At 70.4% G+C, this 25,922-nt stretch carries 27 protein-coding genes; 11 read left to right on the top strand and 16 right to left on the bottom strand.

All coding sequences use genetic code 11. The features are described 5' to 3' along the window. Positions 1-132: 132 nt before the first annotated feature. Genes ABCR94_RS14755 through ABCR94_RS14745 form a run of 3 tightly spaced genes read right to left on the bottom strand, consistent with a single transcriptional unit; the run spans position 133 to position 3,531 of the window. On the bottom strand, positions 133-879 hold the full coding sequence (locus tag ABCR94_RS14755) for a succinate dehydrogenase/fumarate reductase iron-sulfur subunit (protein WP_347119740.1): 747 nt from the start codon (positions 877-879) through the stop codon (positions 133-135). Beyond that, positions 876-2,825 carry a fumarate reductase/succinate dehydrogenase flavoprotein subunit gene (locus ABCR94_RS14750; RefSeq protein ID WP_347119739.1) on the bottom strand — a complete coding sequence of 650 codons (1,950 nt, stop codon included), beginning with the start codon at positions 2,823-2,825 and terminating at the stop codon, positions 876-878. Before ABCR94_RS14750 ends, ABCR94_RS14755 begins: the two co-directional genes overlap by 4 nt. Position 2,826: 1 nt before the next feature. Next, a complete protein-coding gene (locus ABCR94_RS14745; protein ID WP_347119738.1) occupies positions 2,827-3,531 on the bottom strand; it encodes a succinate dehydrogenase in 705 nt (234 codons plus the stop codon). A 96-nt stretch (positions 3,532-3,627) separates the two neighbouring features. On the opposite strand from ABCR94_RS14745, the gene ABCR94_RS14740 reads away from it, so the two are divergent. Further along, positions 3,628-4,563 carry a LysR family transcriptional regulator gene (locus tag ABCR94_RS14740; protein ID WP_347119737.1) on the top strand — a complete coding sequence of 312 codons (936 nt, stop codon included), beginning with the start codon at positions 3,628-3,630 and terminating at the stop codon, positions 4,561-4,563. Here ABCR94_RS14740 and ABCR94_RS14735 read toward each other — a convergent pair. From ABCR94_RS14735 to ABCR94_RS14725, 3 genes are all read right to left on the bottom strand, one after another. Next, a complete protein-coding gene (locus tag ABCR94_RS14735; RefSeq protein WP_347120132.1) occupies positions 4,533-6,656 on the bottom strand; it encodes a putative bifunctional diguanylate cyclase/phosphodiesterase in 2,124 nt (707 codons plus the stop codon). The genes ABCR94_RS14740 and ABCR94_RS14735 overlap by 31 nt on opposite strands. An 83-nt stretch (positions 6,657-6,739) precedes the next feature. Next, complete coding sequence (locus ABCR94_RS14730) at positions 6,740-7,552, bottom strand: SAM-dependent methyltransferase (RefSeq protein WP_347119736.1); 813 nt, start codon at positions 7,550-7,552, stop codon at positions 6,740-6,742. 254 nt (positions 7,553-7,806) lie between these two features. Continuing rightward, on the bottom strand, positions 7,807-8,784 hold the full coding sequence (locus ABCR94_RS14725) for an SCO0930 family lipoprotein (RefSeq protein WP_347119735.1): 978 nt from the start codon (positions 8,782-8,784) through the stop codon (positions 7,807-7,809). A gap of 633 nt (positions 8,785-9,417) precedes the next feature. On the opposite strand from ABCR94_RS14725, the gene ABCR94_RS14720 reads away from it, so the two are divergent. From ABCR94_RS14720 to ABCR94_RS14705, 4 genes are all read left to right on the top strand, one after another. Beyond that, the gene (locus ABCR94_RS14720) at positions 9,418-9,579 is read left to right on the top strand and encodes a hypothetical protein (protein WP_347119734.1); all 162 of its coding nucleotides are present in this window, start codon (positions 9,418-9,420) and stop codon (positions 9,577-9,579) included. Between the two features lie 15 nt (positions 9,580-9,594). Next, the gene (locus ABCR94_RS14715) at positions 9,595-10,359 is read left to right on the top strand and encodes a bestrophin-like domain (protein ID WP_347119733.1); all 765 of its coding nucleotides are present in this window, start codon (positions 9,595-9,597) and stop codon (positions 10,357-10,359) included. Positions 10,360-10,558: 199 nt separating this feature from the next. Then, the gene (locus tag ABCR94_RS14710) at positions 10,559-10,945 is read left to right on the top strand and encodes a hypothetical protein (protein ID WP_347119732.1); all 387 of its coding nucleotides are present in this window, start codon (positions 10,559-10,561) and stop codon (positions 10,943-10,945) included. 168 nt (positions 10,946-11,113) lie between these two features. Then, positions 11,114-11,662, top strand: a complete 549-nt coding sequence (locus ABCR94_RS14705; protein ID WP_347119731.1) for a hypothetical protein — start codon at positions 11,114-11,116, stop codon at positions 11,660-11,662. 92 nt (positions 11,663-11,754) lie between these two features. Here the strand turns inward: ABCR94_RS14705 and ABCR94_RS14700 are convergent, their stop codons facing one another. Next, positions 11,755-12,234: a hypothetical protein gene (locus ABCR94_RS14700; RefSeq protein ID WP_347119730.1), complete on the bottom strand. Its 480-nt coding sequence runs from the start codon at positions 12,232-12,234 to the stop codon at positions 11,755-11,757. 310 nt (positions 12,235-12,544) lie between these two features. On the opposite strand from ABCR94_RS14700, the gene ABCR94_RS14695 reads away from it, so the two are divergent. Continuing rightward, the gene (locus ABCR94_RS14695; RefSeq protein WP_347119729.1) at positions 12,545-13,207 is read left to right on the top strand and encodes a class F sortase; all 663 of its coding nucleotides are present in this window, start codon (positions 12,545-12,547) and stop codon (positions 13,205-13,207) included. 31 nt (positions 13,208-13,238) lie between these two features. Here ABCR94_RS14695 and ABCR94_RS14690 read toward each other — a convergent pair whose 3' ends face one another. Then, positions 13,239-14,102 carry a polysaccharide deacetylase family protein gene (locus ABCR94_RS14690; RefSeq protein WP_347119728.1) on the bottom strand — a complete coding sequence of 288 codons (864 nt, stop codon included), beginning with the start codon at positions 14,100-14,102 and terminating at the stop codon, positions 13,239-13,241. 278 nt (positions 14,103-14,380) lie between these two features. Between ABCR94_RS14690 and ABCR94_RS14685 the strand changes: the two genes are divergently transcribed. Then, on the top strand, positions 14,381-14,842 hold the full coding sequence (locus ABCR94_RS14685; RefSeq protein WP_347119727.1) for a universal stress protein: 462 nt from the start codon (positions 14,381-14,383) through the stop codon (positions 14,840-14,842). Between the two features lie 136 nt (positions 14,843-14,978). Here ABCR94_RS14685 and ABCR94_RS14680 read toward each other — a convergent pair whose 3' ends face one another. Next, complete coding sequence (locus tag ABCR94_RS14680) at positions 14,979-16,175, bottom strand: CapA family protein (protein ID WP_347119726.1); 1,197 nt, start codon at positions 16,173-16,175, stop codon at positions 14,979-14,981. A gap of 344 nt (positions 16,176-16,519) precedes the next feature. Between ABCR94_RS14680 and ABCR94_RS14675 the strand changes: the two genes are divergently transcribed. Both ABCR94_RS14675 and ABCR94_RS14670 read left to right on the top strand, forming a co-directional pair. Then, positions 16,520-17,065 carry a sigma-70 family RNA polymerase sigma factor gene (locus ABCR94_RS14675; protein WP_347119725.1) on the top strand — a complete coding sequence of 182 codons (546 nt, stop codon included), beginning with the start codon at positions 16,520-16,522 and terminating at the stop codon, positions 17,063-17,065. A gap of 147 nt (positions 17,066-17,212) precedes the next feature. Then, positions 17,213-17,758 (top strand): hypothetical protein, encoded by a 546-nt coding sequence (locus tag ABCR94_RS14670; protein ID WP_347119724.1) that lies wholly within the window; start codon positions 17,213-17,215, stop codon positions 17,756-17,758. Here ABCR94_RS14670 and ABCR94_RS14665 read toward each other — a convergent pair. From ABCR94_RS14665 to ABCR94_RS14640, 6 genes are all read right to left on the bottom strand, one after another. Beyond that, a complete protein-coding gene (locus ABCR94_RS14665) occupies positions 17,734-18,972 on the bottom strand; it encodes a histidine kinase (protein WP_347119722.1) in 1,239 nt (412 codons plus the stop codon). The two genes, ABCR94_RS14670 and ABCR94_RS14665, sit on opposite strands and share 25 nt — an antisense overlap. Beyond that, positions 18,969-20,714 (bottom strand): sodium/solute symporter, encoded by a 1,746-nt coding sequence (locus ABCR94_RS14660; RefSeq protein ID WP_347119721.1) that lies wholly within the window; start codon positions 20,712-20,714, stop codon positions 18,969-18,971. Before ABCR94_RS14660 ends, ABCR94_RS14665 begins: the two co-directional genes overlap by 4 nt. Before the next feature lie 5 nt (positions 20,715-20,719). Further along, positions 20,720-21,103, bottom strand: a complete 384-nt coding sequence (locus tag ABCR94_RS14655) for a hypothetical protein (protein WP_347119720.1) — start codon at positions 21,101-21,103, stop codon at positions 20,720-20,722. Positions 21,104-21,424: 321 nt separating this feature from the next. Further along, the gene (locus ABCR94_RS14650) at positions 21,425-21,700 is read right to left on the bottom strand and encodes a hypothetical protein (protein WP_347119719.1); all 276 of its coding nucleotides are present in this window, start codon (positions 21,698-21,700) and stop codon (positions 21,425-21,427) included. Positions 21,701-22,074: 374 nt separating this feature from the next. Then, positions 22,075-22,860: a LytR/AlgR family response regulator transcription factor gene (locus tag ABCR94_RS14645; protein WP_347119718.1), complete on the bottom strand. Its 786-nt coding sequence runs from the start codon at positions 22,858-22,860 to the stop codon at positions 22,075-22,077. 20 nt (positions 22,861-22,880) lie between these two features. After that, positions 22,881-23,093: a zf-HC2 domain-containing protein gene (locus tag ABCR94_RS14640; RefSeq protein WP_347119717.1), complete on the bottom strand. Its 213-nt coding sequence runs from the start codon at positions 23,091-23,093 to the stop codon at positions 22,881-22,883. Between the two features lie 192 nt (positions 23,094-23,285). Between ABCR94_RS14640 and ABCR94_RS14635 the strand changes: the two genes are divergently transcribed. Both ABCR94_RS14635 and ABCR94_RS14630 read left to right on the top strand, forming a co-directional pair. Then, complete coding sequence (locus ABCR94_RS14635) at positions 23,286-23,984, top strand: anti-sigma factor family protein (RefSeq protein ID WP_347119716.1); 699 nt, start codon at positions 23,286-23,288, stop codon at positions 23,982-23,984. 62 nt (positions 23,985-24,046) lie between these two features. Then, positions 24,047-24,969, top strand: a protein-coding gene (locus ABCR94_RS14630; RefSeq protein ID WP_521976869.1) for an IS5 family transposase whose coding sequence is annotated in 2 segments (ribosomal slippage) — positions 24,047-24,433 and positions 24,436-24,969 — 921 coding nt in all. Because the reading frame shifts where the segments join, the coding sequence is not laid out codon by codon here. A gap of 81 nt (positions 24,970-25,050) precedes the next feature. On the opposite strand, the gene ABCR94_RS14625 is transcribed toward ABCR94_RS14630, so the two are convergent. Beyond that, positions 25,051-25,911: an Fpg/Nei family DNA glycosylase gene (locus ABCR94_RS14625; RefSeq protein WP_347119715.1), complete on the bottom strand. Its 861-nt coding sequence runs from the start codon at positions 25,909-25,911 to the stop codon at positions 25,051-25,053. Positions 25,912-25,922: the final 11 nt, after the last annotated feature.

Here is a 25,922-nt window from a genome sequence, read left to right as displayed (position 1 = left end):
TGGAATCGGGGCGTTTGTCCCCCATGCCTCCTCCATGTCGACGTCGACACCACCCGTGACGCGCTCGTCGTGTTCACCCTGTCTCCCGCACAGGGCGGCGTACGGCGCAATCCCCGTCGTCCCGAAGGCCGGTCAGCGCCGGGACTTCATGGTCGCCCGCAGCCACTCCTTGTTCATCGCGGCGATGGACGGCAACGGAATACCCTTGGGGCAGGCGGTGGCGCATTCGCCGGCCAGGGTGCAGCCGCCGAACCCTTCGTCGTCCATGCTCGCAACCATGTCCAGGACCCGCGTCTCGCGCTCGGGCGCACCCTGCGGCAGCACATTGAGGTGGTTGATCTTCGCGGAGGTGAACAGCATCGCGGAGCCGTTCGGGCAGGCCGCGACACAAGCGCCGCAGCCGATGCACTCGGCGTGCTCGAAGGCGAAGTCCGCGTCGGCCTTGGGGACCGGGGTGGCGTGTGCGTCGGGGGCGGCGCCGGTGGGGACGCTGATGTAGCCGCCGGCTCCGATGATCCTGTCGAACGCGGACCGGTCCACCACCAGGTCCTTCACCACCGGGAACGCCCCGGCGCGCCACGGCTCGACATCGACGGTGTCACCGTCGTTGAAGTGCCGCATGTGCAGCTGGCAGGTGGTGGTGCGTTCGGGGCCGTGCGCGTCGCCGTTGATGACGACGCCACAGGCCCCGCAGATGCCCTCACGGCAGTCGTGGTCGAAGGCGACGGGCTCGTCGCCCTTGAGGATCAGGTCCTCGTTGAGGGTGTCGAGCATCTCCAGGAACGACATGTCCTCGGAGATGCCGTCGATGTCGTACGTGACCATGGCGCCGGTGGCGTCGGCGTTGCGCTGGCGCCAGACGCGCAGGGTGAGCCTCATGCGTAACTCCGCTGGGTGGGGTGGACGTAGGCGAATTCCAGGGCTTCCCTGTGCAGGACGGGCGCGGTGCCCGTACCGGTGAACTCCCAGGCGGCGGCGTACGAGAACTCCTCGTCCTTGCGGGCCGCCTCGCCGCCCTCGGTACGGCTCTCGTCGCGGAAGTGGCCGCCGCAGGACTCGGTGCGGTGCAGGGCGTCGAGGCAGAGCAGCTCGGCCAGTTCCAGGTAGTCGACGACGCGGTTGGCCTTCTCCAGGGACTGGTTGAACTCCTCGCCGGTGCCCGGCACCTTGATCCGGCGCCAGAACTCCTCGCGGATCTCCGGGATCCGGCCGAGTACCTTGCGCAGGCCCGCCTCGTTGCGGGCCATCCCGCAGTGCTCCCACAGGAGTTCACCGATCTCCTTGTGGAAGAAGTCGGGGGTGCGGTCGCCGTCGACGGCCAGCAGCCGCTCCAGGCGGTCGGTGGTCTCGGCGACCGCGCGGACCGCGTCGGGGTGGCTCGCGTCGATCTCCTCGTGGTGCGGGTTGCGGGCCAGGTAGTCGTTGATGGTGGACGGCAGCACGAAGTAGCCGTCGGCGAGGCCCTGCATGAGCGCGGACGCGCCAAGACGGTTCGCTCCGTGGTCGGAGAAGTTGGCCTCGCCGATCGCGAACAGGCCGGGCACGGTGGTCTGCAGGTCGTAGTCGACCCACAGTCCGCCCATCGTGTAGTGGATCGCCGGGTAGATGCGCATGGGCACCTCGTACGGGTCCTCGGCGGTGATCCGCTCGTACATCTCGAAGAGGTTGCCGTACTTCTCATCAACGGCCTGCCGGCCCAGGCGGCCGATCGCGTCGGCGAAGTCGAGGTAGACACCCTGCCCGCCGGGGCCCACACCTCGTCCCTCGTCGCAGACGTTCTTCGCGGCGCGCGAGGCGATGTCGCGCGGCACGAGGTTGCCGTAGGACGGGTAGATCCGCTCCAGGTAGTAGTCGCGCTCGTCCTCGGGGATATCGGCCGCCGTACGGGTGTCGCCGTGCGCCTTCGGGACCCAGATCCGGCCGTCGTTGCGCAGCGACTCGCTCATCAGGGTGAGCTTCGACTGGTGTTCCCCGGAGCGCGGGATGCAGGTGGGGTGGATCTGGGTGAAGCAGGGGTTGGCGAAGTGCGCGCCGCGCCGGTGCGCCCGCCAGATCGCCGTCGCGTTGGAGTTCTTCGCATTGGTCGACAGATAGAAGACATTGCCGTAACCGCCGCTGGCGAGCACCACCGCGTCCGCGAAATGGGTGTCGATGCGGCCGGTGACCAGGTCACGGGCGACGATGCCGCGGGCGCGGCCGTCCACGACGATCAGGTCGAGCATCTCGGTGCGTGCGTGCATCTCGACACTCCCGGCGGCGATCTGCCGCGACAGTGCCTGGTAGGCGCCGAGCAGCAGTTGCTGGCCGGTCTGGCCACGGGCGTAGAAGGTGCGGGAGACCTGGACGCCGCCGAAGGAGCGGGTGTCGAGGAGTCCGCCGTACTCGCGGGCGAAGGGCACGCCCTGGGCCACGCACTGGTCGATGATCTCGACGGAGATCTGGGCGAGCCGGTGCACATTGGACTCCCTGGCCCGGAAGTCGCCGCCCTTGACGGTGTCGTAGAAGAGCCGGTGGATCGAGTCGCCGTCGTTGCGGTAGTTCTTGGCGGCGTTGATGCCGCCCTGCGCGGCGATGGAGTGGGCGCGGCGCGGCGAGTCCTGGTAGCAGAACTGCACGACGTGGTAGCCCTGTTCGGCGAGGGTGGCGCCGGCGGCGCCGCCCGCCAGGCCGGTTCCGACGACGATGACGGTGTGCTTGCGGCGGTTGGCCGGGTTGACCAGCTTGGCCTCGAAGCGGCGGGTGTCCCAGCGCTCGGCGACGGGTCCGGCCGGCGCCTTGGTGTCGGCGATCGGCTCGCCGGTCGTGTAGTCGGCGTACTCGCTCATGTCAGTTCACCACTCCAGTCATGACGGCGACCGGCACGGAGATGAATCCGGCGGTCAGCACCAGCGCGAGGACGTTCGCCGTGATCTTGAGGCTCCGCTCGCGGGCCGCGCTGCCCACGCCCAGCGTCTGCGCCGCGCTCCAGAACCCGTGCTGGATGTGCAGTCCGACGGCCAGCATCGCGACGATGTAGATGACGTTGCCGTACCAGGTGGAGAAGGTCGCGACGACGTTCTCGTACGGCCGGCCGTGCTGCGCGTTCTCGTTCACGGTGAGCGTGGTCAGGTCGAGCAGGTGCCAGACGATGAACAGGGCGAGGATGATCCCGCCCCACCGCATGGTGTGCGTCGCATAGCTCGCGCGGCGCCGCTTGTGCACGTACTTGCTGGGCCGCGCCCCGAGGTCGCGCCTGCTGAGCTGGTACGCGGCCACACCGTGCAGCACCACCGCGGCGAGCAGCACCACGCGCACGACCCACAGCCCCCACTCGTAGTGCAGGACGGGCGCCCCGAGGGTCCGCAGCCAGTGGGCGTAGCCGTTGAACTCCCCCGCGCCGAAGAAGATCTTGAGATTGCCCGCCATATGGGCCACCAGGTACATGAGCATGATCAGACCGCTCACGGCCATCACCGTCTTCTTGCCGACGGTCGATGCCCAGAGCGAGCGCGTGAGGGACGGCCTTCGATCCGTCCGCGTAGCCAGTGCCATGGTCACGACGCTAGGGCCGAACGACCCCATTGGTCCAAGACATGGTCCAGCTCATGTCGATAGCCATGCCCTATCGTGAGGTCTATCGTGGTGGGTATGCAGTTCCAGCAGCTCCGCTACTTCGTGGCCGTCGCCGAGACCCTGCACTTCACCCGGGCCGCCGAGGAGGTGCATGTCGCCCAGCCCTCCCTCTCGCAGCAGATCCGTTCCCTGGAGAAGGAGTTGGGCGCCGATCTGTTCACCAGGGCCCGCGGCAATATCGCCCTCACCGAGGCGGGCGAGGCACTGCTGCCACTGGCCCGCCGCATCCTCGCCGACGCCGACACCGCCCGCCACGAGGTGCAGGAGCTGGCGCAGCTGCGCCGCGGCCGGGTCCGCCTGGGTGCGACACCGAGCGTGTGCACCGGGCTGCTGCCGGACGTCCTGCGCACCTTCCACGATCTGCATCCGGGCATCCAGCTGCTCATTGAGGAGGGCGGCTCGCACGATCTCGTACGGGAGCTGGCCCGCGGCGGCCTCGATCTGGCCCTGGTGGTGCTGCCGCTGCCCAGCCCCTCCCCCGCGCTGACCACCGTCGAGCTGCTGCACGAGGACCTGGTGGTGGTCTCGGCGGCCTCGGCCCCGCGCCCGGGTCGCGGCAGGTCGGTGCGCATCGCCGAGCTGCAGGGCGCGCCGATGGTGATGTTCCGGCACGGCTACGACCTGCGGGAGCTGACCGTGGCGGCCTGCCGGGCCGAGGGCTTCGAGCCAACCTTCACGGTGGAGGGTGGCGAGATGGACGCCGTCCTCGGCTTCGTCCGGGCGGGCCTGGGCCTCGCGGTCGTACCGCGCATGGTGGCCGCCCGTGCGGGGCGCGACCTGCGGGTCACGCCCCTGGCCCGGCCGGGCCTCAGCCGTACGATCGCCCTCGCGCACCGCAGCGACGTGGCTCCGCCGCGCGCGGCACGCGAGCTGCAGAGGGTGCTCCTCGCTTCCCACGCGGCTCCTGCAGGCTCTGCTCCTCAGACCGTGTCGGCCAGCAGCAGGGAGTGAATCCGGTCCGGCGCGCCCGGCCTGGCGTAGTACCAGCCCTGGGCGGTGTCACAGCCCAGCTCGCGCAGCTGCGCGGCCTGCGCACCCGTCTCCACTCCCTCCACCGTCACGGACAGCTTGAGGCTGTGCGCGAGCGAGACGATCCCCTCGACGATGAGCAGGTCGACGGGGTCCGCCGGGTGGCGCTGCATGGACTGGGTGAAGGAACGGTCCAGCTTGAGGACGCTCACCGGCAGCCGGCGCAGATTCGCGAGGTTGGAGTAGCCGGTGCCGAAGTCGTCGAGGGCGATGTCCACCCCCATCTCGGCGAGCTGGCGCAGCGGCTTGAGCAGATCGTCGTCCGCGCCGATCAGCGCCGACTCGGTGACCTCCAGGCACAGCGCGCCCGGTTCGAGCCCCGCCTTCTCCAGCACGTTGACCGTTTCGGCGACCAGGCCCGGGTGGTAGAGCTGGGTCGGCGAGAGGTTGACATTGATCCGCAGCGGGCCGCCGTCCGCGTGCCTCTCCTGCCAGAACCTCGCCTGGCGTACGGACTCTTCGAGCACCCAGCGGCCCAGCGGCACGATCAGCCCGGTGTGCTCGGCCAGCGGTATGAAGTGGTCGGGCCCGAGCACTCCGTGCTGCGGATGGCACCAGCGCACCAAGGCCTCGGCGCCGTGCACACTGCCGTCGCCCAGATGCACCAGCGGCTGGTACTCGATGAAGAACTCGCCGCGCGCCAGCGCCGCAGGCAGGGCGTTGGTGAGCCCGTGCCTGGTGATGGCGCGGGCGTCCGACTCCGGGTCGGCGAGCTCGCAGCGATTACCACCCGCCGACTTGGCCCGGTACATGGTGATGTCGGCGCTGCGCAGCACCTCGGCGGGTCCGCGCTCGCCCGCCGGACCCTCGACGATGCCGATACTGCCGCGCACCGTCAGGTCCTTGCCGTCCAGGCTGATCGGCGAGGACAGCGCGGACAGGATGCGCGCGGCGAGCTCGTCCACCTCCTGGCGGGTGTTGGGCCCGGTGGTCAGCGCCACGAACTCGTCGCCGCCGAGCCGGGCGACCATCTCGCCCGGCGCGGTCGCGCAGCTCTCCAGCCGGTCGGCGACCTCCACCAGAAGACGGTCACCGACGGAGTGGCCGAGGCTGTCGTTGATCGCCTTGAAGCCGTCGAGGTCGAGGTAGCACAGGCCGAAGCGCATACCGTCGCCCGCTGAGAGCGCCTTCTCCAGGCGCTCGAAGAACAGCGTGCGGTTGGGCAGCCCGGTCAGAGCGTCGTGGGTGGCTTCGTAGCGCAGCCGCAGATTGAACAGCCTGCGCTCGGTGGTGTCCTCCATGAGGGCCAGCTGATACTGCGGATTGCCCTCCGTGTCGCGCAGCAACGAGACCGTCAGATTGGTCCACACGACGGTGCCGTCATTGCGGTAGTACGGCTTCTCGGTGCGGTAGCTTTCCCGCTCGCCCCGCACCAACTCCGCGTACAGCCGCCACACATGGGGGCTGTCCTCGGGGTGGACCCACTCGCTCACCTTCTTGCCGCGCGTGTACTGGTCGAGCCCGCCGAACATCTGGGTGAGCGCTTCGTTGACCTCCAGCACATTGCCGTCGAGATCGGCGATGCCGATGCCGATGGCGGCGCCCTCGAAGACCGCGCGGAAGCGGGCCTCGGTGGTGTGCAGGGCCTTCTGCGCATCGGATCGTGCCGTGAGCGCGGAGCGGGCGATGGCCTCCTGCTCGACGAGGGTGCGTTCGCGCAGCGCCTGCGCGAAGCCGGCGGCCATCGCGTGCTGGAGCCGGGCGCAGTGCGCCCGGTTCTCCTCGGCGTCGGCGGGAGTGTCCTCCTCGGCCGCGCAGTACAGCACCAGGTACGAGTCGACGACTCCGAGCGTACGGACGAGGGCGTCCGGGTCGGTGCAGTGCGCGGCGATCAGGGCCACGCCGACCTCGTGCCCGGGAGCCGGGTCGAAGGGCCGCCGGTGCAGTGCCTCGCCCAGGCGGTGGGCGAGCGGCAGCAGTCGCTGCTCGAACTCCGGGCGGGTGAGGGAGGTGGCGGTGGCGGGGAAGATGGCGCGGCTCCAGATCGTTGCGAACCGCCCGAGTCTGTCCTCGATGCTGCTCGTCGCCGAGTCGGTGGCCGTGGCTGTCCGCCCGGCGCTCCGTGCGGAACCGGACCTCGGTGCCCGCGATGGCACGTTCACGCCTTGCGCCCCACCCCTGCGAAGCCCGAGAAGGCGAATGGATCCTCCTGGGCTACGGGCGCCTCCGGCCGCCAGTGCGGCATCGACACCAGGCCGGGCTCGACCATCTCGAATCCGTCGAAGAACCGCGAGACCGCTTCACGCGGGCGCATGACCAGCGGGTTCTTGATGTCCTTGTAGACCTCGACCGTGCCGCCCGCCCGTTCCTCCGTCAGCGGGATCCCCTCGAACGAGGCGTGAGTAAGGATCACGATGCTGCCGGGCGCGAGGGCTTCGCGCAGGGTGGCGACGGCGGCGTGCGGTTCGTCGGCGTCCTCGATGAAGTGGAGTACGGCGACGAGCAGCAGCGCCACCGGCCGGTCCAGGTCGAGGAGCCTGGTTATCTCCGGGTTGTCGAGGATCTCCTGCGGCTTGCGCAGGTCGGCCGCGGCTATGACGGCCCGGTCGTTGCCCGCGAGCACGGCCTCGCTGTGGGCGACAGCCACCGAATCGTGGTCGACGTACGCCACTTTGGCCTCGGGGCTGGCGGCCTGCGCGACCTCATGGACGTTCCCGAAGGTGGGGATGCCCGATCCGATGTCCAGGAACTGGGTGATTCCCTGATCCGCGGCGAAGCGCACGGCCCGGCGCATGAAGGCCCGGTTCGCCTGCATGATCTTGGGGAGTCCCGGCATGAACTCCATGGCCCTGCGGGCTGCTTCCCTGTCGACCTCGAAGTTGTGCGAACCGCCCAGGTAGTAGTCGTAAATACGGGACACACTCGGCACCGAGATGTCGATGCCCTGCGGGGCCCAGGCGGGACGCTCCATCAATGTCTCCAACTCATCGCCACGGGACGTGCGGTCCTGACCAAGACCGGTGTTCGAGCAGAGGCTACTGACCCACTGGCAACAGAGCGAGCAAAAACGGAAATTGGGCGTCCGTTCTCGGTCACACGCCTGAGGAATGTGCCACTCAATAAGGTATGACGCATACGAACGGCCCGTCCCTCCCGCACGAGGCGGAGAGGACGGGCCGGCCGGGCCGGAGCGCCGCAGCGTGGGGACGCCGCTGATGCTGCGTACTACTTGGTCGCTCCCACCATCTTGCCCTCGGGCGAAACCGCGTACCAGGTACCGCCGACACCCTGTCCGTTGGTGTCACCCGGCTTCGCGTCACCCGAGAAGGTGTAGACGGGCCAGCAGTCGATCGTCTGCTGCTTGATGCCGTCGGGGCGGTCGAAGACGACGAAGCCCTTCTTCAGGATGCCCTCGGTGTCGTTCTTCTCGACCGGCGGGACCGCCGGCCACTTCTCCAGGCAGGCGCCGGTGCAGGCGGTCTTCATGGGCCAGGCGGAGTCCTTGTTGAAGCGGTAGACCGTCATGCCGTTGGAGTCGACCACCACATCGCCGAGCTTGGCGTCCTTGCGTACGGACATCCCGGCGAGGTCGGCAGGAGCGCCGGCCTCGGCACCCGCGCCTTCCTCCTCGGCGCCGCCCGGAGCGGCCTTCTTGCCGTCGGCCGCCGAGGCGAACCAGGTGCCACCCACGCCCTGGCCCTTGGCGTCGCCGGCCTTGGTGTCCTTGGCGTAGCGGTACATCGGCCAGCCGCCGAGCGTCAGTTGCTTGCTGCCGTCGGCCCTTTCGACCTCGCCGACCATTGAGGAGTCGGTGCCGGGGGCGGCGGTGGCGCCGCTCGCCGGCACGACGGGCCAGGCATTCGCACAGTCACCGTCGCAATTCGACTTGGGCGGTTCGGCGGTGTCCTTGTCGAACCGGTAGAGGGTGAATCCCGCGCTGTCCGTCACGACTTTGCCGAGCTTCTTGCTGTCCCAGACCGCGAGTTGCCCCGCGGCCTTGGGGGCGGCCTGGGCGGCGGCTTCGTCGCCGTATCCCTTGTCTGCCGAACCGTAGCCGTTGTCCGCGGGCTGCTCCGCGGGGTTGGCAGCGCCCACGGACTGGCCGTTGGGGGACTGGGAGCCGCTGTCCTGACCGCACGCCGTCGTCAGCGCCATCACAGCCGCCGCCGTCACCGCGAGCGAGGCGTTCCGCCAGGTCTTCATGTCAACTCCTGTGTACCGAAGGATGATGTCGACGCCGTAGTGCGTCGCTCATGGCCCTAGGTACGGGCGGGAGGTGCGCCCGTGTTCAATGCGGCCGAAGAAATTTCCCCCGCCCCCTGTCGACCGGCGTCAACGTCTCAACCGCAAACGGGTCGAAGTCCCACTCATTCAGGGGAATCAGAGGCAGTCACGGGCGCCGCCGGACACCCCCGGGTCATGATCCCCACCGTGTACTCTCCGCCACTCGGCCGCCTACTGGCGGCCTCCACTCTGCTCTGGCTGCTGCTGGGCCCGGTGCCGGCGACAGCCGACGCCTGTGCGTACGCCTCGATCTCCAACGGGGAAGTGGCGGACTCGGCAGTCGCCACCGCCGGAGGCGCGGACTGCACGGCGGGCCCGAAACCCGAACCACTACCGCCCCCGGAGCCGCCGCCCCCGCCACCTCCACCACCACCGCTCCCTCCGACGCCGCCCCCGCCACCTCTTCCGCCGCCGCCGCCTGAGCGAGCACGGCCCGCGCCCCCGGCGCCACCGACTCCCCCACCACCCCCGCCGCCGGCTCGCACCTTCACTCCGCCGCCTCCACCACCGCCGCCACCCCCGGCATCGCCCCCGCCCCCCTCACGGCCCCCGGTGGCCCACCCCGGGCCGAAGGGCACAGCGGTCGCTCTCCCCACCTACCGGCGGGCCACCCGCGAGGAACCCCAGGGCGGCCCGTCCCTGGTGTCCCTCACCCTGCTGGTCACCGCCCCCGCCGTATTCGCCGCAGCCGTGCTGCGCCCCCGCTCCCGCTAGCCGACGGAGGATCCCGTGTCGGAATGGCTTGTTCTGAGCATTGCAATGGCGTCCGCCTGCGCGGTCGTCCTCACCATCACCGTCATCAACCACCGCCGCGTGGGCGATGACGACGACCCGTCCGAGACCCCGGACGTCATCGAGTACATGGCGATGATGATCGGCGTGATCTACGCGATCGTCCTGGGCCTCGCCATCGCCGGCGTCTGGGAGGGCCGCAGCGCCGCCCAGGAATCGGTACGCCAGGAGGCCCAGGCCCTGCACGAGGTCAGCACCCGGGCCGAGGTCTACCCGCCCGAGGTCCGCGACCGTATCCGCGCCGACGTCGATGCCTACGTCACGTACGTCATCGACACCGAGTGGAACTACATGAGCGACAACGGCTCCCTCGCCCCGCGCGGGACCGCGCTCCTTGAGCAGGTACGCCGCGACGTCACCGACTACGAGCCGAAGACCGACCACGAGGGCCAGGCGTACCAGCCCCTGGTCGACCAGGTGGCCCAGGCCGACGACGCACGCGGCGCCCGGGGCCAGGGCGCCTCCGCCACGATGCCGGGCGTCGTCTGGTTCGGGCTCATCATCGGAGCCGCGATCGCGGTCGGCCTGATCTTCACCCTCCAGATCCGCCGCACCCCGCGCGAACTCCTCCTGGCGGGCTTCTACAGCGCCCTCATCGCCTTTCTGCTCTTCCTCATCTGGGACTTCGACGCCCCCTTCGGCCGAGGCATCTCCGCCACCGCGGGCCCCTTCCTGGACCTCTTCCCGAACGCCCACAAGTGACACCGGACGGTCCGGGGGGCCCGATGCCCCCGGACCGTCTCAGCTCATGTCGGCGCCCAGGAGGTGCCCATGAGGTGCCCATGACTACCCGAATAGCAGTCGAACACCCTGAAAACACCCTCCCGACGCGGCAGACTGGTGCGGTCCGCAAGGGGAGGGGTTCCTCATGTCCGTGTTCCAAATCTCTTGCCCAGCAAGGGTGTTGTTTCTCGACAGCGAGCTCGCCGAGCTGCATCGCATCGAGGGCGGCGGCTTCGAGGTCGAATCCGCGCTGTACTGCTCGCTCCAAGCCGGTCACGCCGGTCTGCACCACGCGTACACGCAGGGAATCAGGGGCACGAGCGAAGTGCCGCCCCAGAATCTCTGGACCCGCTGGTCGTCCCAGGACGAATACGGCCCGCTGCGCGAGACGCTCGTACTGCCCCGCTGCCCGGCCTCTTTCCTGGAGGGCACCATCGCCGCCGAGTGCTGCGGGCTGCCCCTGGAGCACGAGGGCAGGCACGGGTTCGAATACGGTCCACCCATCACCGAGGCCGACCTGCTGCCCGACTGGCTCTTCAGGCTCTTCTTCCCACCGGAGGAGTAGACGGGAGCCGTCACGGTGAGCCGAGTGGGGGACATCGATGCCCCATTCGCGCGACTGTGATCGCGCGTCGGCGCCACCGCTCCTAGCGTTCCGGGTATCGAGGTGCATTTCCCGCTATGTGTGGATATAAGTTCCGCCGCTGCTCCTCGGGGACCCGGAGGATTGACCATGCGCGCGATACGTCTCGCATCCGCCGCCGCGCTCGGCATTGCCGCTCTCTCGCTCACCGCTCCCGCCGCCTCGGCCGACGGTCACAAGGCCGCGGCCGCGGTGGCGCCGGTCGGCACCGTCACTCCCTCCACCATCGCGGCGGGCGGGCAGGTCACGCTGGCTGTGCCCGGCTGCGCCGTAACCGCCAGCGCCGACTCGGGGGTGTTCGACACCACGTCCATCCCCACGGGAACGACCAGAGCGGCCACCGTCTTCACGGACGCCAGGCCCGGCGCCGTGTACACGGTGACGTTCACCTGCAACGGCGTGACGAGCACCGCTGATCTCACGATCGCCGGCGGCGCCCCGACCACCAGCTCCACCATCATCCCCATCACCCCCATCACCCCCACGACCACCCCGACCGGCCCCGCCACCGGCGGTCTCGGTGGCAGTGTCAGCGGAATGGACGCCAAGGAGATCGCCGCCGGTGCGGCGATGGTCGCCGTGGCCGCCGGTGCCACCATCTACGTGGTGCGCCGTCGCAGCGGCAGCCGGAAGCACTGAAGTCGAACCCGCCCCACACGCCCGTCGCCCCGAATCCGGACCAGGATTCGGGGCGACGGGCGTTATGGCGGGTGGCGCGGTACCGGGCGCGATCAGATGCCCGCACCGTTCAGGCGACGGCGGCGCGCGATGAACAGGCTGCCGCCGAGGGCCGCCGTGGCGACCAGGCCTGCGCCGGCCAGCATCTCGGTGTCGGACGGGCCGACCGATCCACCCAGACCACCCTGCGCGCCACGCCCCGCGAGCACGGTGAACTGGTGGGTGGAGACCATCGAGTTGTCGCTGCACTTGACGGCCAGGTTGTAGTGGCCCGGCGTGGCGTTGTGCTTGATCCTCGCGGTGGCGTACCCGGTGGCGCCCGCCGACAGGTGCGCCTGGGGGAAGGCGTTGGACGTGACCATGCCGCCGTGACCGCACCCGGCGGCGCTGACCTGCATCGTGCTGCCCTGGTGGACCGAGTACGGGTTGACGGTGACATTGCTCGGGCCGTTGGTCGCGGCGGCCGTGGGAGCAGCGAGAGCGACGGCCGCACAAGCCGCCGCAGTCACCGCAAAGGCGCGTGAAGTACGCATCGTAAAACCTCCATGGGACGACGCCCCGGAGCGGTGCCCCGGGAAGATCGACGAGAACGCCTCCCATGACGAACACTCACCGGACCCCGCAAATACCGCATTTCGGGACTGGTCCACCCCGGTGAGGCGACACGCCGGTGCAACGGGTCCGAATCTGACGGACCCGCAGGTCACAGACCGCCAGATAGTTTGTACGATGAGCTACCCGGATGGGTCACTGCGGGCTCCCGCACCACCCGTTCGCCCTCCACGTCTCGCCGCCCCCGGGCCCCGCGCATAGCGTCCCTAGAGACGCGACGAAGGGAGCACCATGGGCCAGGAGTACAGCGGCTCCGCGCCGAGGAGACGCTCGCCGTGGGGAGCCGTTGCCCTCGTGATGCTCACCGGCCTCGCGCTGATGCGAAACGGCGTCGATGTGTCGCTCGGCCCACCGCAGCCCGCGTCCGCCGCGGCCCTGGACAGTCGGGCCGACACCACCGCGGTCGCCGCCGCGCCGCGCGCCGTCGTCGAGCCGCTGCCGTTTGCCCCTGCCGCACGGGTGCGCCTGCCCGACATTCGGGTCGACGCCTCCGTCGTGGATGTGGGCCTCGACGCGAACGGGTGGATCGACGCACCGCCGCCGCAGGACCCAAACCTGGCCGGCTGGTACCAGAACGGCATCTCCCCGGGCCAGCAGGGCACCTCGATCATCGTCGGCCATGTCGACAACGCCGCCGGGCCCGCGGTCTTCTTCGGGCTCGGCTCGCTCAAGAAGGGTCACCGCATCGAGGTGACCCGCTACGACGGCAGTGTGGCTGTCTTCGAGGTCTACGGCGTCGAGGTCTTCTCCAAGGAGCAGTTCCCGGGCGCCCGGGTGTACGGCGACACCGGGCAACCGGAGCTGCGGGTCCTCACCTGCGGCGGCGGCTACTCCAAGGCGGGCGGCTACGCCGGGAACGTCGTCGTCTTCGCCAGGCTGGTCGCCACCCGCTGACGAGCACGGCCGCCGTACCGGATCCCCCGCCTCAGGCCCGGGGCATCCCCCGTGGCACGGAGCTCGGCACCGTGATCCGGTACCCCGCGTCGAGCAGCTCCGGCAGATACGTGCGCAGCGCCACCACGCTCTGCCCCCGGTTGCCGCCCGCGTCGTGCGAGAGCACCACCACACCGGGCCCCGCCCCGCCCCGCACCCTGCGGATGATGGTGCCGGTGCCCGGCTCCTTCCAGTCCAGGGTGTCCACGGTCCAGCCGAGCGGCTCCATGCCGAGCTCCGCGCCGATCTGGAAGGAGGCCCGGTTCCAGGCTCCGTACGGGGCGCGGTACCAGGTCGGAGCGTCGCCCAGGGCCTTTTCGATGACCTCGCTGGTGCCACCCAGCTGATCGCGGATCCCGGCCCGCGACAGGCTCGGGATCAGCGGATGGGACCAGGTGTGGTTGCCGACGACATGCCCGTCGGCGGCCATCTCACGCAGCAGGTCCCCGTGGTGGACGGCCATCTCCCCGCACACGAAGAACATCGCCCGCACGTCGTAGCGCCGCAGCGTGCGCAGGATGTCCGGGGTGTAGCGCGGGTCGGGCCCGTCGTCGAAGGTCAGCACCATGGCGTGGCCCAGCTCCGGCATCCGCAGGAACGGCCGCCGTCGCACCGGGGGCCGCGCGGGCCGGAAGGAGGGCGGGGCGTTCGCCGTCATGGGCTGCAGCCGGTACGCCGAGGACTTCACGGGGGTGCTCGCCTGGGGGCCGGCCGCCGGGGGCGGACCTCCCGCGGGGAAGCGTCCGGGGGTCTGCGCCGGGTCCGTGTTCAGCCCCCGCAGGACGGTGGCGGCTCCCAGACAGGCGGTGAACCGCAGCATGGCCCGGCGCCCCGGCAGGATCTGATCCCTTTTCATGACCAATAGCTCGCACGGCGGCAGGCCCAAGTGGCTGATCAACACCGGCAACGGGCCACGAAGTACCCGATGGGACGAGCCAATGTGCGCTTCACTGACGGCGCACCAGCAGGAACGGCAGCGTTTCCCCCGACGGTCTGCCCGGTACGGAACATGACGAGCCGGTCTCCGCCGACACCCAGGCCCCTGGTCCGACACCCAGACCCCCGGTCGGCGGCATCGCGTACTCCAGGGAGGGGGCCGCCGCGGCGCCTGTCGGGCCCGATAGCCTCGATGCTGTGACAGATCAGCGAGGACACCAGTTCGAGCGCGGCACCGACGGGCCCAAGGTGATCGTCGCCGGCCTGGACGGATCCGACTCCTCGATGCGCGCGGTGGCATACGCGGCAGGCCTCGCCCGGCGGCAGAACGCGCTCCTCGCCCTGGTGTACGTCCAGCCGGTGATGGCGGCCGGGGCCGCGCTCGGAGTGCCGGTCGCCGGGACCACCGAGGAGATCGCCGAGGAGCTGATGACCGAGATCCGCACGGCGGCGCACCGGGTGAAGGACACCTTCGAGGTCCGCTGGGAGTTCCACACCTTCCGCGGCGACCCGTACAACGGCCTGGTCACCGCCGCCGACGAACTCAAGGCGGACGCGGTGGTCGTCGGGGCGTCGGAGTCGGCGGGCCACCGGTTCATCGGTTCGGTGGCGTTGCGGCTGGTGAAGGCCGGACGCTGGCCCGTCACGGTCGTACCGTAAACCGGGTACACCGCGAACCGCGCGAGCTCCTCAGTCCGCGAGTCGAGTCGTCTTCTTCATCCACTTCGGCGTACCCGTACCGCGAGTCGGAGCCGGCGAAGCGCTGCCGCACAACGCCCCATGGCGCGAAAGCGGGCTACTCGCCCATGAGCAGGCCGTCCTTGGCCGCGCCGCGGCTGAGGACGACATTGCGGATACGGTCGCGTACGCCCTTGTAGTCGGCGCCGCGGGACATCGCGGCGTTGAGGATCACCGCCCGGCCCTCCTCGGTGTCGAACCACTGCGGGATGAACTCCGCCTTCTTCACCACCCAGCGCTCTCCGGGCCGGGCGGGCGGCGCGAAGGTGAAGCGGCCGAGGGTGCCCTGGTTGCCCCGCGCGTCGTTCTCACCCGAGTAGTTGATCATTGAGCCTGCGATCTGGTCGCCCATGCCGTAGATGACCCAGGTGCCGTTCACCTTCTCGTACGCCTGCGGGACATGGGCGTGTGTACCGAGGATCAGGTCAATGTCGGGGCGTCCGCCGGTCTTCGACGCGGTGAGCGCCTTGCCGAGGCGCAGCTGCTGACCGTCGGGGGCGTCCTGCCACTCCGTGCCCCAGTGCAGCGAGACCACCACGACGTCGGCGCCCGCCTTTCTGGCCGCCCGGGCGTCGGCGAGGATCTTCCGCTCGTCGATCAGATTCACCGCCCACGGCCGGCCCTTGGGCAGCGGGTAGCCGTTGGTGCCGTAGGTGTACGCGAGCTGGGCGACCTTGGCGCTGCCGGCCTCCAGCAGGGCGGGCCGCCGGGCCTCGGGCGCGGAACGGGCCGAGCCCACGTGCTTGATGCCCGCCTTGTCGAGCGCGGCCAGGGTCCTGTCGATGCCTTCGGTGCCCGCGTCCAGGGTGTGGTTGGACGCGGTGGAGCAGGCGTCGTAGCCGGTGGCGCGCAGCCCCTCGGCCACCTGCGGAGGGGACTTGAAGTCGGGGTAACCGGTGTACGGGCCGCCCTTGGCGCCGTACACCGTCTCCATATGACAGATCGCCAGGTCGGCCCGGGAGACGACGGGCTTGACCCCGGCGAGCATGGGCGCGAAGTCGTAGCCGTTGCCCCCCGCGTCCGCGCTCGCCTGCCGGATGATCGACGCGTGCGGCAGTACGTCCCCGGAGGCGACGAGGGTGAAGCCGCGCCCGGCGGACGCCGCGCCGCCCGCGGCCGAGGGGGCCGCCGGGCGCTCGGAGTCCTGGGGCGGGACCGGCGTGGGGGCCGCCGCCCGCTGTCCGGCGCAGCCCGTGACACTCCCGATGAGCAGGGCGGCCACGGCAACCGCGCCCTGCAGCTTGCGCTTCGTCATGGAACCGACTTCCGTATGAGGATTAATACGTATATATGAATCCATACATGGGTCGGCTCGATGTCAAGGATCAGGGCCGCCGCGGTCGCTGGAACGGACGCGATGAAGGGCCGCGGCGAAGGACCCGGCGTCGGACGCGGTGACGGACCCGGTGACGGACGTCAAGACGGACGCGGTGACGGGACCGTTCGTCGTGCCACTCGTCGCACCGTTCGACCGCTCACCGCACGCCCCTGCCGCCCGTTCGGCCGCGCGGCGCCGCACCGCCGCATTCCCGCCAGGTGGCGGATATCTTCGCGGCCGTCCGGCCAACGGCCAACCGGTCTCGCGAAGGAGCGTTTACGGTGACTTCCTCCCTCCTCCAGCAGCAGCACACCGACGAACGAGAGCTGGCCGATCTCCAGCGTGAGCACGGCAAGGCGCTCTACGGTTTCCTGCTCGGCCTCACCTACGGGGACAGGCAGCGGGCGGAGGATCTGCTGCAGGAGACGCTGGTACGGGCCTGGCAGCATCCCGAGGCGCTGGCGAGCGACCACGACTCGATGCGCCCCTGGCTGTTCACCGTGGGCCGCAGGCTCGCGATCGACGCCCGGCGCGCCCGCCGGGCCCGGCCCCACGAGGTCACCGCCGACGTTCTTGAGCAGTCCTCGATACCCGGCTGCGACGACCACACCGAGCGTTCGGTCACCGCTCTCGATGTGCGGGAGGCCGTCAAGGCACTGCGGGGCGAGTACCGCGAGGTGCTGACCCAGGTCTACTTCCGCGGCCGGTCCGTGGCGGAGGCATCCGAAGCTCTCGGCATCCCGGCGGGGACCGTCAAGTCCCGTACGTATTACGCTCTGCGCGCGTTGAAGAAAGTTCTGCCGGGCTACGGTCTGGATACCGCCTGAGGCTCGCACGTCCCAACTGCACCGCTGACCCCCTGTTTTCCCTCCAGCACCCGTGCAGACCAGGCCGAATTCGAAACCAGAGCGCCAAGTTGAGTAAAGACACCCCGCTGTGCGTCTGTGAGAGTGAAGGCTCGAAGATGTCTCGAAATGCGGATTAGGACTGGGAGAAGGTGGGAAGCCGTGCGGCCCGAAAGTACGAATGGCACCAGTGGAGGCAGGCTCGCGGTACCGATGGCTTGGCTGTACGCCGAGTACATCGCCGACGAGGTGCTCCGCACGGGCAATCTGATTCCGCACGGGACGCTGGAGTTCCGGGCCGGCCGGGAGACGCTGGCGCTCACCATCTACCTGTCCGACAGCTCCGACGAACTGTCCGGCATCCGGGTCGTGGCCGGCCTCGACGAGTGGCTTTCCCTCACGACGTACGGCCATCCCTGGGAGGAGTGGGTACGTGAGCGGATCGCGGAGCGCACCGCCCGCGCCGACGAACTCACCACGGGAAACCCGGACCTGGAGCTCGCCCTGGCCTCCTGGCAGTGGCTCAGCACCACCGAATTACTCGCCACCGACCTCGGCGGCGCGACGCCCTGGCACCAGGCGGAGGATCTCGGCGTGGACGAGAGCGAACAGGTGTGGACCCCTGCCTGGCAGCTGGGACTGCCGCTCGGTCATCTCGCCATCCACCTCTTCTGATCACGCCCGGCGGGCGTCGAGGAATGCACTCCTGCCCGGTACTTGGGGAATCTCAGGGTGATCTTCATACCTGCGCCCGCGCCCGTCTCGATGACCAGGCCGTAGTCGTCGCCGTACACCTGGCGCAGCCGGTCGTCGACGTTGGAAAGACCGATGCCGGAGGACGCGGTGTGCTCACCCGCGAGAATCCTCCGCAGCAGGGCCGGGTCCATACCGACGCCGTTGTCCTCGATGACGACCACCGCCTCGGCGCCCGCGTCCTGGGCCGAGATGGTCACCTTGAACGCTTCCCTGGAGTCCTCAAGACCGTGCTTGACCGCGTTCTCGACGAGCGGCTGAAGGCACAGGAAGGGCAGCGCCACCGGCAGGACCTCCGGGGCGACCTGCAGTGTCACCGCGAGCCGGTCCCCGAAGCGGGCACCCGCCAGCGCCAAGTACTGCTCGATGCACCGCAGTTCGTCGGCGAGGGTGGTGAAGTCGCCGTGCCTGCGGAAGGAGTAGCGGGTGAAGTCGGCGAACTCCAGAAGCAGTTCACGGGCGCGCTCGGGGTCGGTGCGGACGAACGAGGCTATGGCGGCAAGCGAGTTGAAGATGAAGTGCGGCGAGATCTGGGCGCGCAGGGCGCGGATCTCCGCCTCGATGAGCCGGGTGCGTGAACGGTCCAGCTCCGCCAGCTCCAGCTGTACGGAAACCCAGCGGGCCACCTCGGTGGCGGCCCTGACCAGGACCGCCGACTCCCGTGACCCGTACGCCACCAGTGCGCCGAGCACCCCCTCCTCGCCGGTCAGCGGCGCGATCACCACCCAGCGCAGCGGGCACTGGAGGTCCTCGCAGCCGGTCCGCACGCTCTGGCTGCGCCCGGACTCCAGCACCTGCCCGACCTGGCGCATCACCGCTTCCCCGTGGTGGTCACCGCCCGGCCCGTCCCAGGCCAGGAGCGCCTCGCGGTCGGTGAGGCACAGTGCCTCGGTGCCAAGCAGGGAACGCAGCCGACGGGCGGCCTTGCGGGCGGTGTCCTCGGTGAGGCCGGCCCGCAGCGGCGGCGCGGCGAGCGACGCGGTGTGCAGGGTGTGGAAAGTGGCACGCTCGACGGGCGTACCGAGGTCGAGGTCCTCGCTGCGCCCGCGCCGGGCGGTGACCCGGCCCAGGGCGATGCCCACGGCGAGGAGCACGGCGCCCGCGGCGGCCAGTGCCGCCAGTTCCATCCCGGTCATCGTTCCACTCCCCCCGGTCGGCCGGGGCCGGCCTTCGCCATCAGGTCCTCGGGCAGATGCAGCCGCGCCAGGGTCGCGGCGGTCCCGGCGGGTATCCGGTCGCGGGTCGCCAGCGACACCAGCACCATCGTCAGGAAGCCGAGCGGTACCGACCAGACTGCGGGCCAGGCCAGCAGGGTGTGCGCCCAGCCGCTCGCGGACAGCCCGGCCCTGGTCACCATCACCGCGGTCAGCGCGGCCCCGCCACCGACGACAAGACCGGCCATCGCGCCCGGCGGAGTGAGCCCCCGCCACCAGATGCCGAGTACCAGCAGCGGGCAGAAGGAGGACGCGGAGACGGCGAAGGCGAGCCCGACCGCGTCGGCCACCGGCACATTGACTGTCACGATGCTCAGCGCCAACGGCACCGCCATGGCCAGAACGGTCGCGAGCCTGAAGTGGCGTACGCCGCGGGCCGGCAGCACGTCCTGGGTCAGTACGCCCGCGACCGACATGGTCAGCCCGGACGCGGTGGACAGGAACGCCGCGAAGGCCCCGCCCGCGAGCAGCGCGCCGAGCAGTTCGCCGCCGACGCCGCCGACGAGCCGCGCGGGGAGCACCAGGACGGCGGCGTCCGCCTCCCCGGTCAGGGACAGCTCGGGGGCGTAGATCCGGCCGAGCGCGCCGTAGATGGGGGGCAGCAGGTAGAAGGCGCCCACCAGGCCGAGCACCACGAGGGTGGTACGGCGGGCGGCGGTGCCGTTGGGGCTGGTGTAGAAGCGCACGGCGACGTGCGGCAGCCCCATGGTGCCGAGGAAGGTGGCGAGGATCAGCCCGTACGTCGCGTACAGCGGGTGCTCCTCCCTGCTGCTGGACAGCGGCTGGGACCAGCTCGAAGCGCCCGCCCCCGGCGTGGCGGCCTTCTCCGGGACCTGCGCGTGGGCGGGGAAGCCGAGGGTCGTGCCGGCGCCGATGCGGTGGGGGCCCGCGTCGAGGGAGACCGGCTCCTTCTCGTACCGCCGCTTGTCGACCAGACCGCTGACGGTGACGCGCAGCGGCTCGGCCAGGTCGATCCGTACCGTGTCGTCGATCCGTACGGCGGTGTGCTCACGGAAGGTCGCGGGCTCGTCGAACCGGGCGCGCGGTGCGTCGTCCCCCAGCCAGGCCACGACCAGGAAGAGCGCGGGAACGAGCAGCGCGGTGAGCTTGAGCCAGTACTGGAAGGCCTGGACGAAGGTGATGCTGCGCATCCCGCCGGCCGCCACCGTCCCGGTCACCACGACCGCGACGACGAGACCGCCGACCCAGTCGGGCGCGCCGGTGAGGATCTCCAGCGTCAGGCCAGCGCCCTGGAGCTGCGGCAGCAGGTAGAGCCAGCCGATGCCGACGACGAAGAGGCTCGCGAGCCTGCGGACGTGCGGGGATTCGAGCCGGGCCTCGGCGAAGTCGGAAAGGGTGTACGCGCCGGAACGGCGCAGCGGGGCGGCGACCAGCACCAGCAGAACGAGGTACCCGGCGGTGTAGCCGACCGGGTACCAGAGCATCTCCGGGCCCTGGAGCAGGACCAGGCCCGCGACGCCGAGGAAGGAGGCTGCGGAGAGGTACTCGCCGCTGATCGCGGCGGCGTTGAGGCCCGGCTTGACGCTGCGGGAGGCGACGTAGAAGTCCGAGGTGGTACGCGATATGCGCAGGCCGAGCGCGCCGATGAGGACGGTGGCGAGCACGACGACGGTGACGGCCGCCACCGCGTACGCCTGGTTCAAGGAGGTCAGCGCCCTTCGACGAGCTTGCTGAAAGCACGCTCGTTGCGCTCGGCGCGCCGGACCTGCCAGAACGCGATCAGCCACATGACCGGGTAGACGGCGATGCCGAGCACGGCCCACACGAAGGGTGCGGGTGAGGGGAGGTCGGAGTCGGTGAAGACCTGCGGGAGCGCGAACAGCAGCGGCAGGGAGCCGACGAGCAGCGCCAGGGCGCCGAGGGAGATCAGCGCGGTCCGCAGCTGGCTGCGCATGAGTGAGCGCACATAGGTGGCACCCAGTGTGGTCTGCTCGGTGATCTCGGACCGGGCCGGGGCGTGGCCCGGGGGCCGCCGGGTACCGCGGGGCACTCCGGTGACGACTTCGCGGCGGGGCGGCTGCTGAGCGGACATCGGTGGACTCTACCTTTGGTCTTGGCCAGTGCTCCGCCGTTTGCCGCGGAGGTGAGGCCATCCTCGAATTGGCGCGGGGTGCCGGAGTTCGCCAGGGTCTTGGGTGACCTCAGCGACAGCCGAACTGGAGTCGCTGAAGTACAGCATGACGTGGGTGAGTCTTGCACTCGCCGCGGCGGCCGGGAGGGTCGTCGTCGGACAGGCATAGCCTGTCAAACCCGTCATCGCAAGGTACGAGGGAATCTCCCGGCTTCTTCAGCCGGGAGAGAGCTTCAAGCAGCAACGATTACCGACCCTAGGGCCTGAGGCCGAACCCCGGCCCTAGGGTCGGGGGCCTGCCGGTCCGCCGCAGTCGGCGAGCGCGAATTCCAGCTCGACGTACGACTCCTCGGCCCGGCGGCAGGCGGTCTCCAGGGCGGCCGAGGTACGCGGCCCCGCAAGGCTCCGGGCGGAATCCTGCACCTCGTAGAGCACATCGGCCCAGCGCCCGGCCGCGCTCTTCACCTTGGTCAGGAGCTTTTCGAGGTCGTGCGCATCGGACGGCCGGGTCGGCGGCAGGCTGCGGAGTTCCGCCAGCAGTGCGTCGAGTTCGGACATCCGGGCTCCTTCGGGTGGGCGCGTCCTCCGCCGCGATCGAGTGACCCGGCCGAGCCTAGGGGGCGGTGCACGGCGGCACGGCCCGTTCGAGGGGCCGGTCGCCGGGCGGCGGTTGTACGGCGGCGAACGGCACGCCGGGAACGATCAGCGGTCGGGGGCCTGGCGGCGTGCCCCCGCACCCCGCCTCCCCCGGGGCCTGGGGGCACGCCCCTGCACACCACCGCCTCCGGGGGTCTGGGGGCGTGCCCCCAGTTTCGGGAAGGGACGGGGAGGGGACAGCCCCGCGCAGCGGCCCACCCGCACCCGCACCCAGCCCTGACCCGCCCCGCCCCGCAACAGCCCAGGCAGCAGCCCCGGAGGCACAGGGCCGGAGATCAGCCGCGTGCCTGCCGCATCAGCAGGTCGCGGAGTTCGCGGGCATGGCGGCGACTGACCGCGAGTTCCGCCTCGCCGATCCGTACGGTCGTCGCCCCCGCGTCCAGCCGCAGTTCGTCGATGCGGCTCAGGGCGACCAGATGGCGACGGTGTATGCGGACGAATCCGCGGGTGGCCCAGCGCTCCTCAAGGGTGGAGAGCGGGATACGGACGAGGTGGCTGCCCGCGCCCGTGTGCAGCCGGGCGTAGTCGCCCTGCGCCTCGACGTACGCGATGTCGTCGATCGGGACAAAGCGGGTGACTCCGCCCAGCTCAACGGCGATCTGGTCGGCGGTGCCGGTCTGCGGTGCGAGGGCGGCGGCGGGCGCAGGGGGCTGCGCGGCGGTGGAGGCCGCTTCGACCTGGTCGCAGACGCGACGTACGGCCTCGGCGAGGCGCTCCCTGCGGACCGGCTTCAGTACGTAGTCGACGGCCTTGAGGTCGAAGGCCTGCACGGCGAAGCCCTCGTGGGCGGTGACGAAGACAATGTGCGGCGGCCTGGCGAACCCGGCGAGCAGCCGGGCGACGTCGAGGCCGGTGAGCCCGGCCATGTGGATGTCGAGGAAGACGACGTCGATGGCGTCCGCGCCGTCCGGGCCCGAGTCGAGCGCGCGGTTGATCCGGCGCAGTGTCGCGGTGGCGTCGGTGGCCCCTTCCGCGCTGCGCACCCGGGGGTCGGCGCGCAGCAGGTAGAGGAGTTCCTCCAGCGCCGGTCGTTCGTCGTCGACAGCCAGTGCACGCAACATGCCCCGGAGTTTAGGGGGTGTCATTCGTCGCGGTCCGGCGCCAGGTCGTCCTCGGAGAACAGGGCGAGCAGCGCGGGGGCGTCGGCCACTTCCAGGTAGGCGGCGCGGCACACGTCGCACCGGCCGAGGTGGAACGCGACCTCGGCGTCCTCGCCCGGCGACAACGCGTCCAGCACGTACGCACCCAGCTGCAACCGGACATGCGCGCCCCCCGAGGGCGACGGCACCGTCATGCGGGGTTCGTCTCGCGGGCTGTCACCCGCCCAGTGTGCGGGCCCCGCCCCGTGGCCACAAGAACGTCCGGACTGTGGGGAATCCGGTGGGATTACCGCACACCCTGAGCAGAATCCGGGTCAAGTCCGTACCTGGTGGAGACCCACCCATCACGCCCCGTGCATCGCGCGAGACCCACGAGGAATTGCCCCATGAGTCCGAAGCAACGGCATCAGGACGTCGGCGCGTACGCGCTCGGCGTCCTGGATCCAGCAGATACGTTCCGCTTCGAGGAACACCTGTCCGACTGTCCCATGTGTGCCGTGCGGCTCAGCGAATTCGCCGGACTCGAATCGATGCTGGCCACCTTCGCCCACCCCGGCGGGGGCCCCGGCGTCCTCCTGCCCCAGCCGCCCGTGCCCGAACTGCTCGACCGGCTGCTCGACCGCGTCGAGGTGACCCGGCGGCGCAGTGGCAGACGCCGTATCCGGCTGGTCGCGGCGGCGGCGGCCCTGATCATTGGCGGGCCCGCTGCGGTGCTCGGCCTGCAGCTCCAGGGTGGGGGCGGTGACGGGGGTGGCGCGGTGCGCCGGCTGGCCGCCACCGACTCGGCCACCGGGGTCTCGGCGACCGTGGCGCTGCGAGAACGCGGCTGGGGGTCGGGGGTCGGGCTCGAACTCGCCCGCGTCGACGGGCCGTTGGCCTGCAAGCTGATCGCGGTGGGCAAGGACGGCGAGGAGCAGACGGTGACCACCTGGGCGGTGCCTCCGGGGGGCTACGGCAATCCGGGCGTGGCGGGGCACGAGGAGCCGTTGCGCACGGAGGGTGGGGCAGCGCTGAGCGGGAACGAGATCGACCGCTTCGAGGTCCGCACACTGGACGGGAAGCGGCTGGTCACCATCAAGGCCTAGGCAGTGTCTGATGGCTCTTGTCCGGGCGGTGGATCTATCGCTGTTCAGGGCAGGAGTCGGTCATGGTGCGTCGGCATGAACTGACAAATGCTCAGTGGGAGCGGATAGCTCCGCTGCTGCCGGAAATCGGCGGGCCGGGTGGACGGTGGGCCGATCACCGCACCGTGGTCAACGGTGTGTTCTACCGGACACGGACCGGGATTCCCTGGCGTGACCTGCCTGAACGCTACGGAACCTGGCAGACCGCCTACGAGCGACACCGCCGTTGGTCGGCCGACGGCACCTGGTCAAAGATCCTGCGTGCCTTACAGGCCGGCGCGGATGCCACCGCTTTGGATACAGACGGCGAGTGGGCGGTGAACGTCGACTCAACGACATGCCGGGCCCACCAGCACGCGGCTGGAGCCCGGCATACTCCTCCGACCGACCATCCTGAAAAAGGGGCGGCATTCGTGTGGACGAAGATGGGCGTGAGGCCCTGGGACGCTCCCGGGGCGGACTGACCAGCAAGATCCACCTGCTGGCCGACGACCGCTGCCGGCCTCTGGTCTGGCTGACCTCGCCCGGTCAGCGCGGGGACAGCCCGATGTTCATCCCGCTCATGCACGCCCTGAACGTGCCCCGCACCGGGACCGGGCGTCCCCGCACCCGACCGGACCGGGCCCGCGGCGACAAGGCGTACTCCAGCCGCGCCAACCGCGTCTACCTGCGCAGACGCGGGATCAAAGCAACGATCTCGCAGCCCGACGACCAGCGCGCGAACCGCCACCGACGCGGCCGGGCCGGCGGACGTCCACCAGCCTTCGACCGCGACCAGTACCGCCGACGCAACACCGTCGAACGCACCATCGGCAAACTGAAACAACACCGGGCCGTCGCCACTCGGTACGACAAACGCGACTACATCTTCAACGGCACCCTGGCCACCGCAGCCATCGTCATCTGGCTCCGCGACCTCATCAAAGAGCCATCAGACACTGCCTAGGCCTGGGCCCAGGTCCGGGCGCAGATCTACGCGTAGGGCGGGCCCCGCACCGGCCCGATCGGCCCGGCCCGATCCGCCGGCCTACTTGAGCAGGCGCGACATCCGCCGGTCGGCGAGCGGCTTTCCGCCCGTCTGGCACGTGGGGCAGTACTGCAGCGCGGAATCGCTGAAGGACACCTCAAGGATCGTGTCGCCGCAGACAGGACAGATCTCACCGGCCCGGCCGTGGACTCTCAGCCCGCTCTTCTTCTCCGCCTTCAACCGGCCCGCGGCGACCCCGCGCGAGCGCTCGACGGCCTCCTTCAGGGTGGTCCGCAAGGCCTCGTACAGCGTCGTGGTCTCGGCCCCGGTCAGGTTCGCGGTCGGTTTGAAGGGTGACATCTCCGCGGCGTGCAGGATCTCGTCGCTGTACGCGTTGCCGATCCCCGCGATCAGGCTCTGGTCACGCAGCGCGCCCTTGATCTGGCGGCGTTCCCCGGTGAGCAGCGCCGCGAACTCCTCGCGGCCGAAGCCATCGGCGAGCGGGTCGGGGCCCAGCCTTGCGATGCCGGGCACCTGCGCCGGGTCGCGCACCACGTACACCGCGAGCCGTTTCTTCGTACCCGCCTCGGTGAGGTCGAAGCCCGCGCCGCCGTCCAGTGCGACGCGCAGCGCGAGCGGACCCTTGCCCGGGCGGGGCGGCTCGGTCGGCAGGTCGTCCTTCCAGCGCAGCCAGCCCGCGCGGGCCAGATGGGTGACCAGGTGCAGGTCCCCGGCGGTGATGTCGAGGAACTTGCCGCGGCGGTCCACGGCCGTGACGGTGGCGCCTTCGAGTGCGGAGGGCGGCGGGTCGTATGTCTTGAGGACGTTGATCGCGACGGGGAACACCCGGCCGATCTCGCGGCGGACCAGCTGTCCGTCAAGGAACTCTCGCAGCGCTTCGACCTCCGGCAGCTCAGGCATACCTCCAGCGT

The sequence above is a fragment of the Streptomyces changchenzhani genome, from assembly GCF_039766235.1.
Taxonomy (GTDB): domain Bacteria; phylum Actinomycetota; class Actinomycetes; order Streptomycetales; family Streptomycetaceae; genus Streptomyces.
This window is presented reverse-complemented; position numbering and strand designations above follow the sequence as displayed.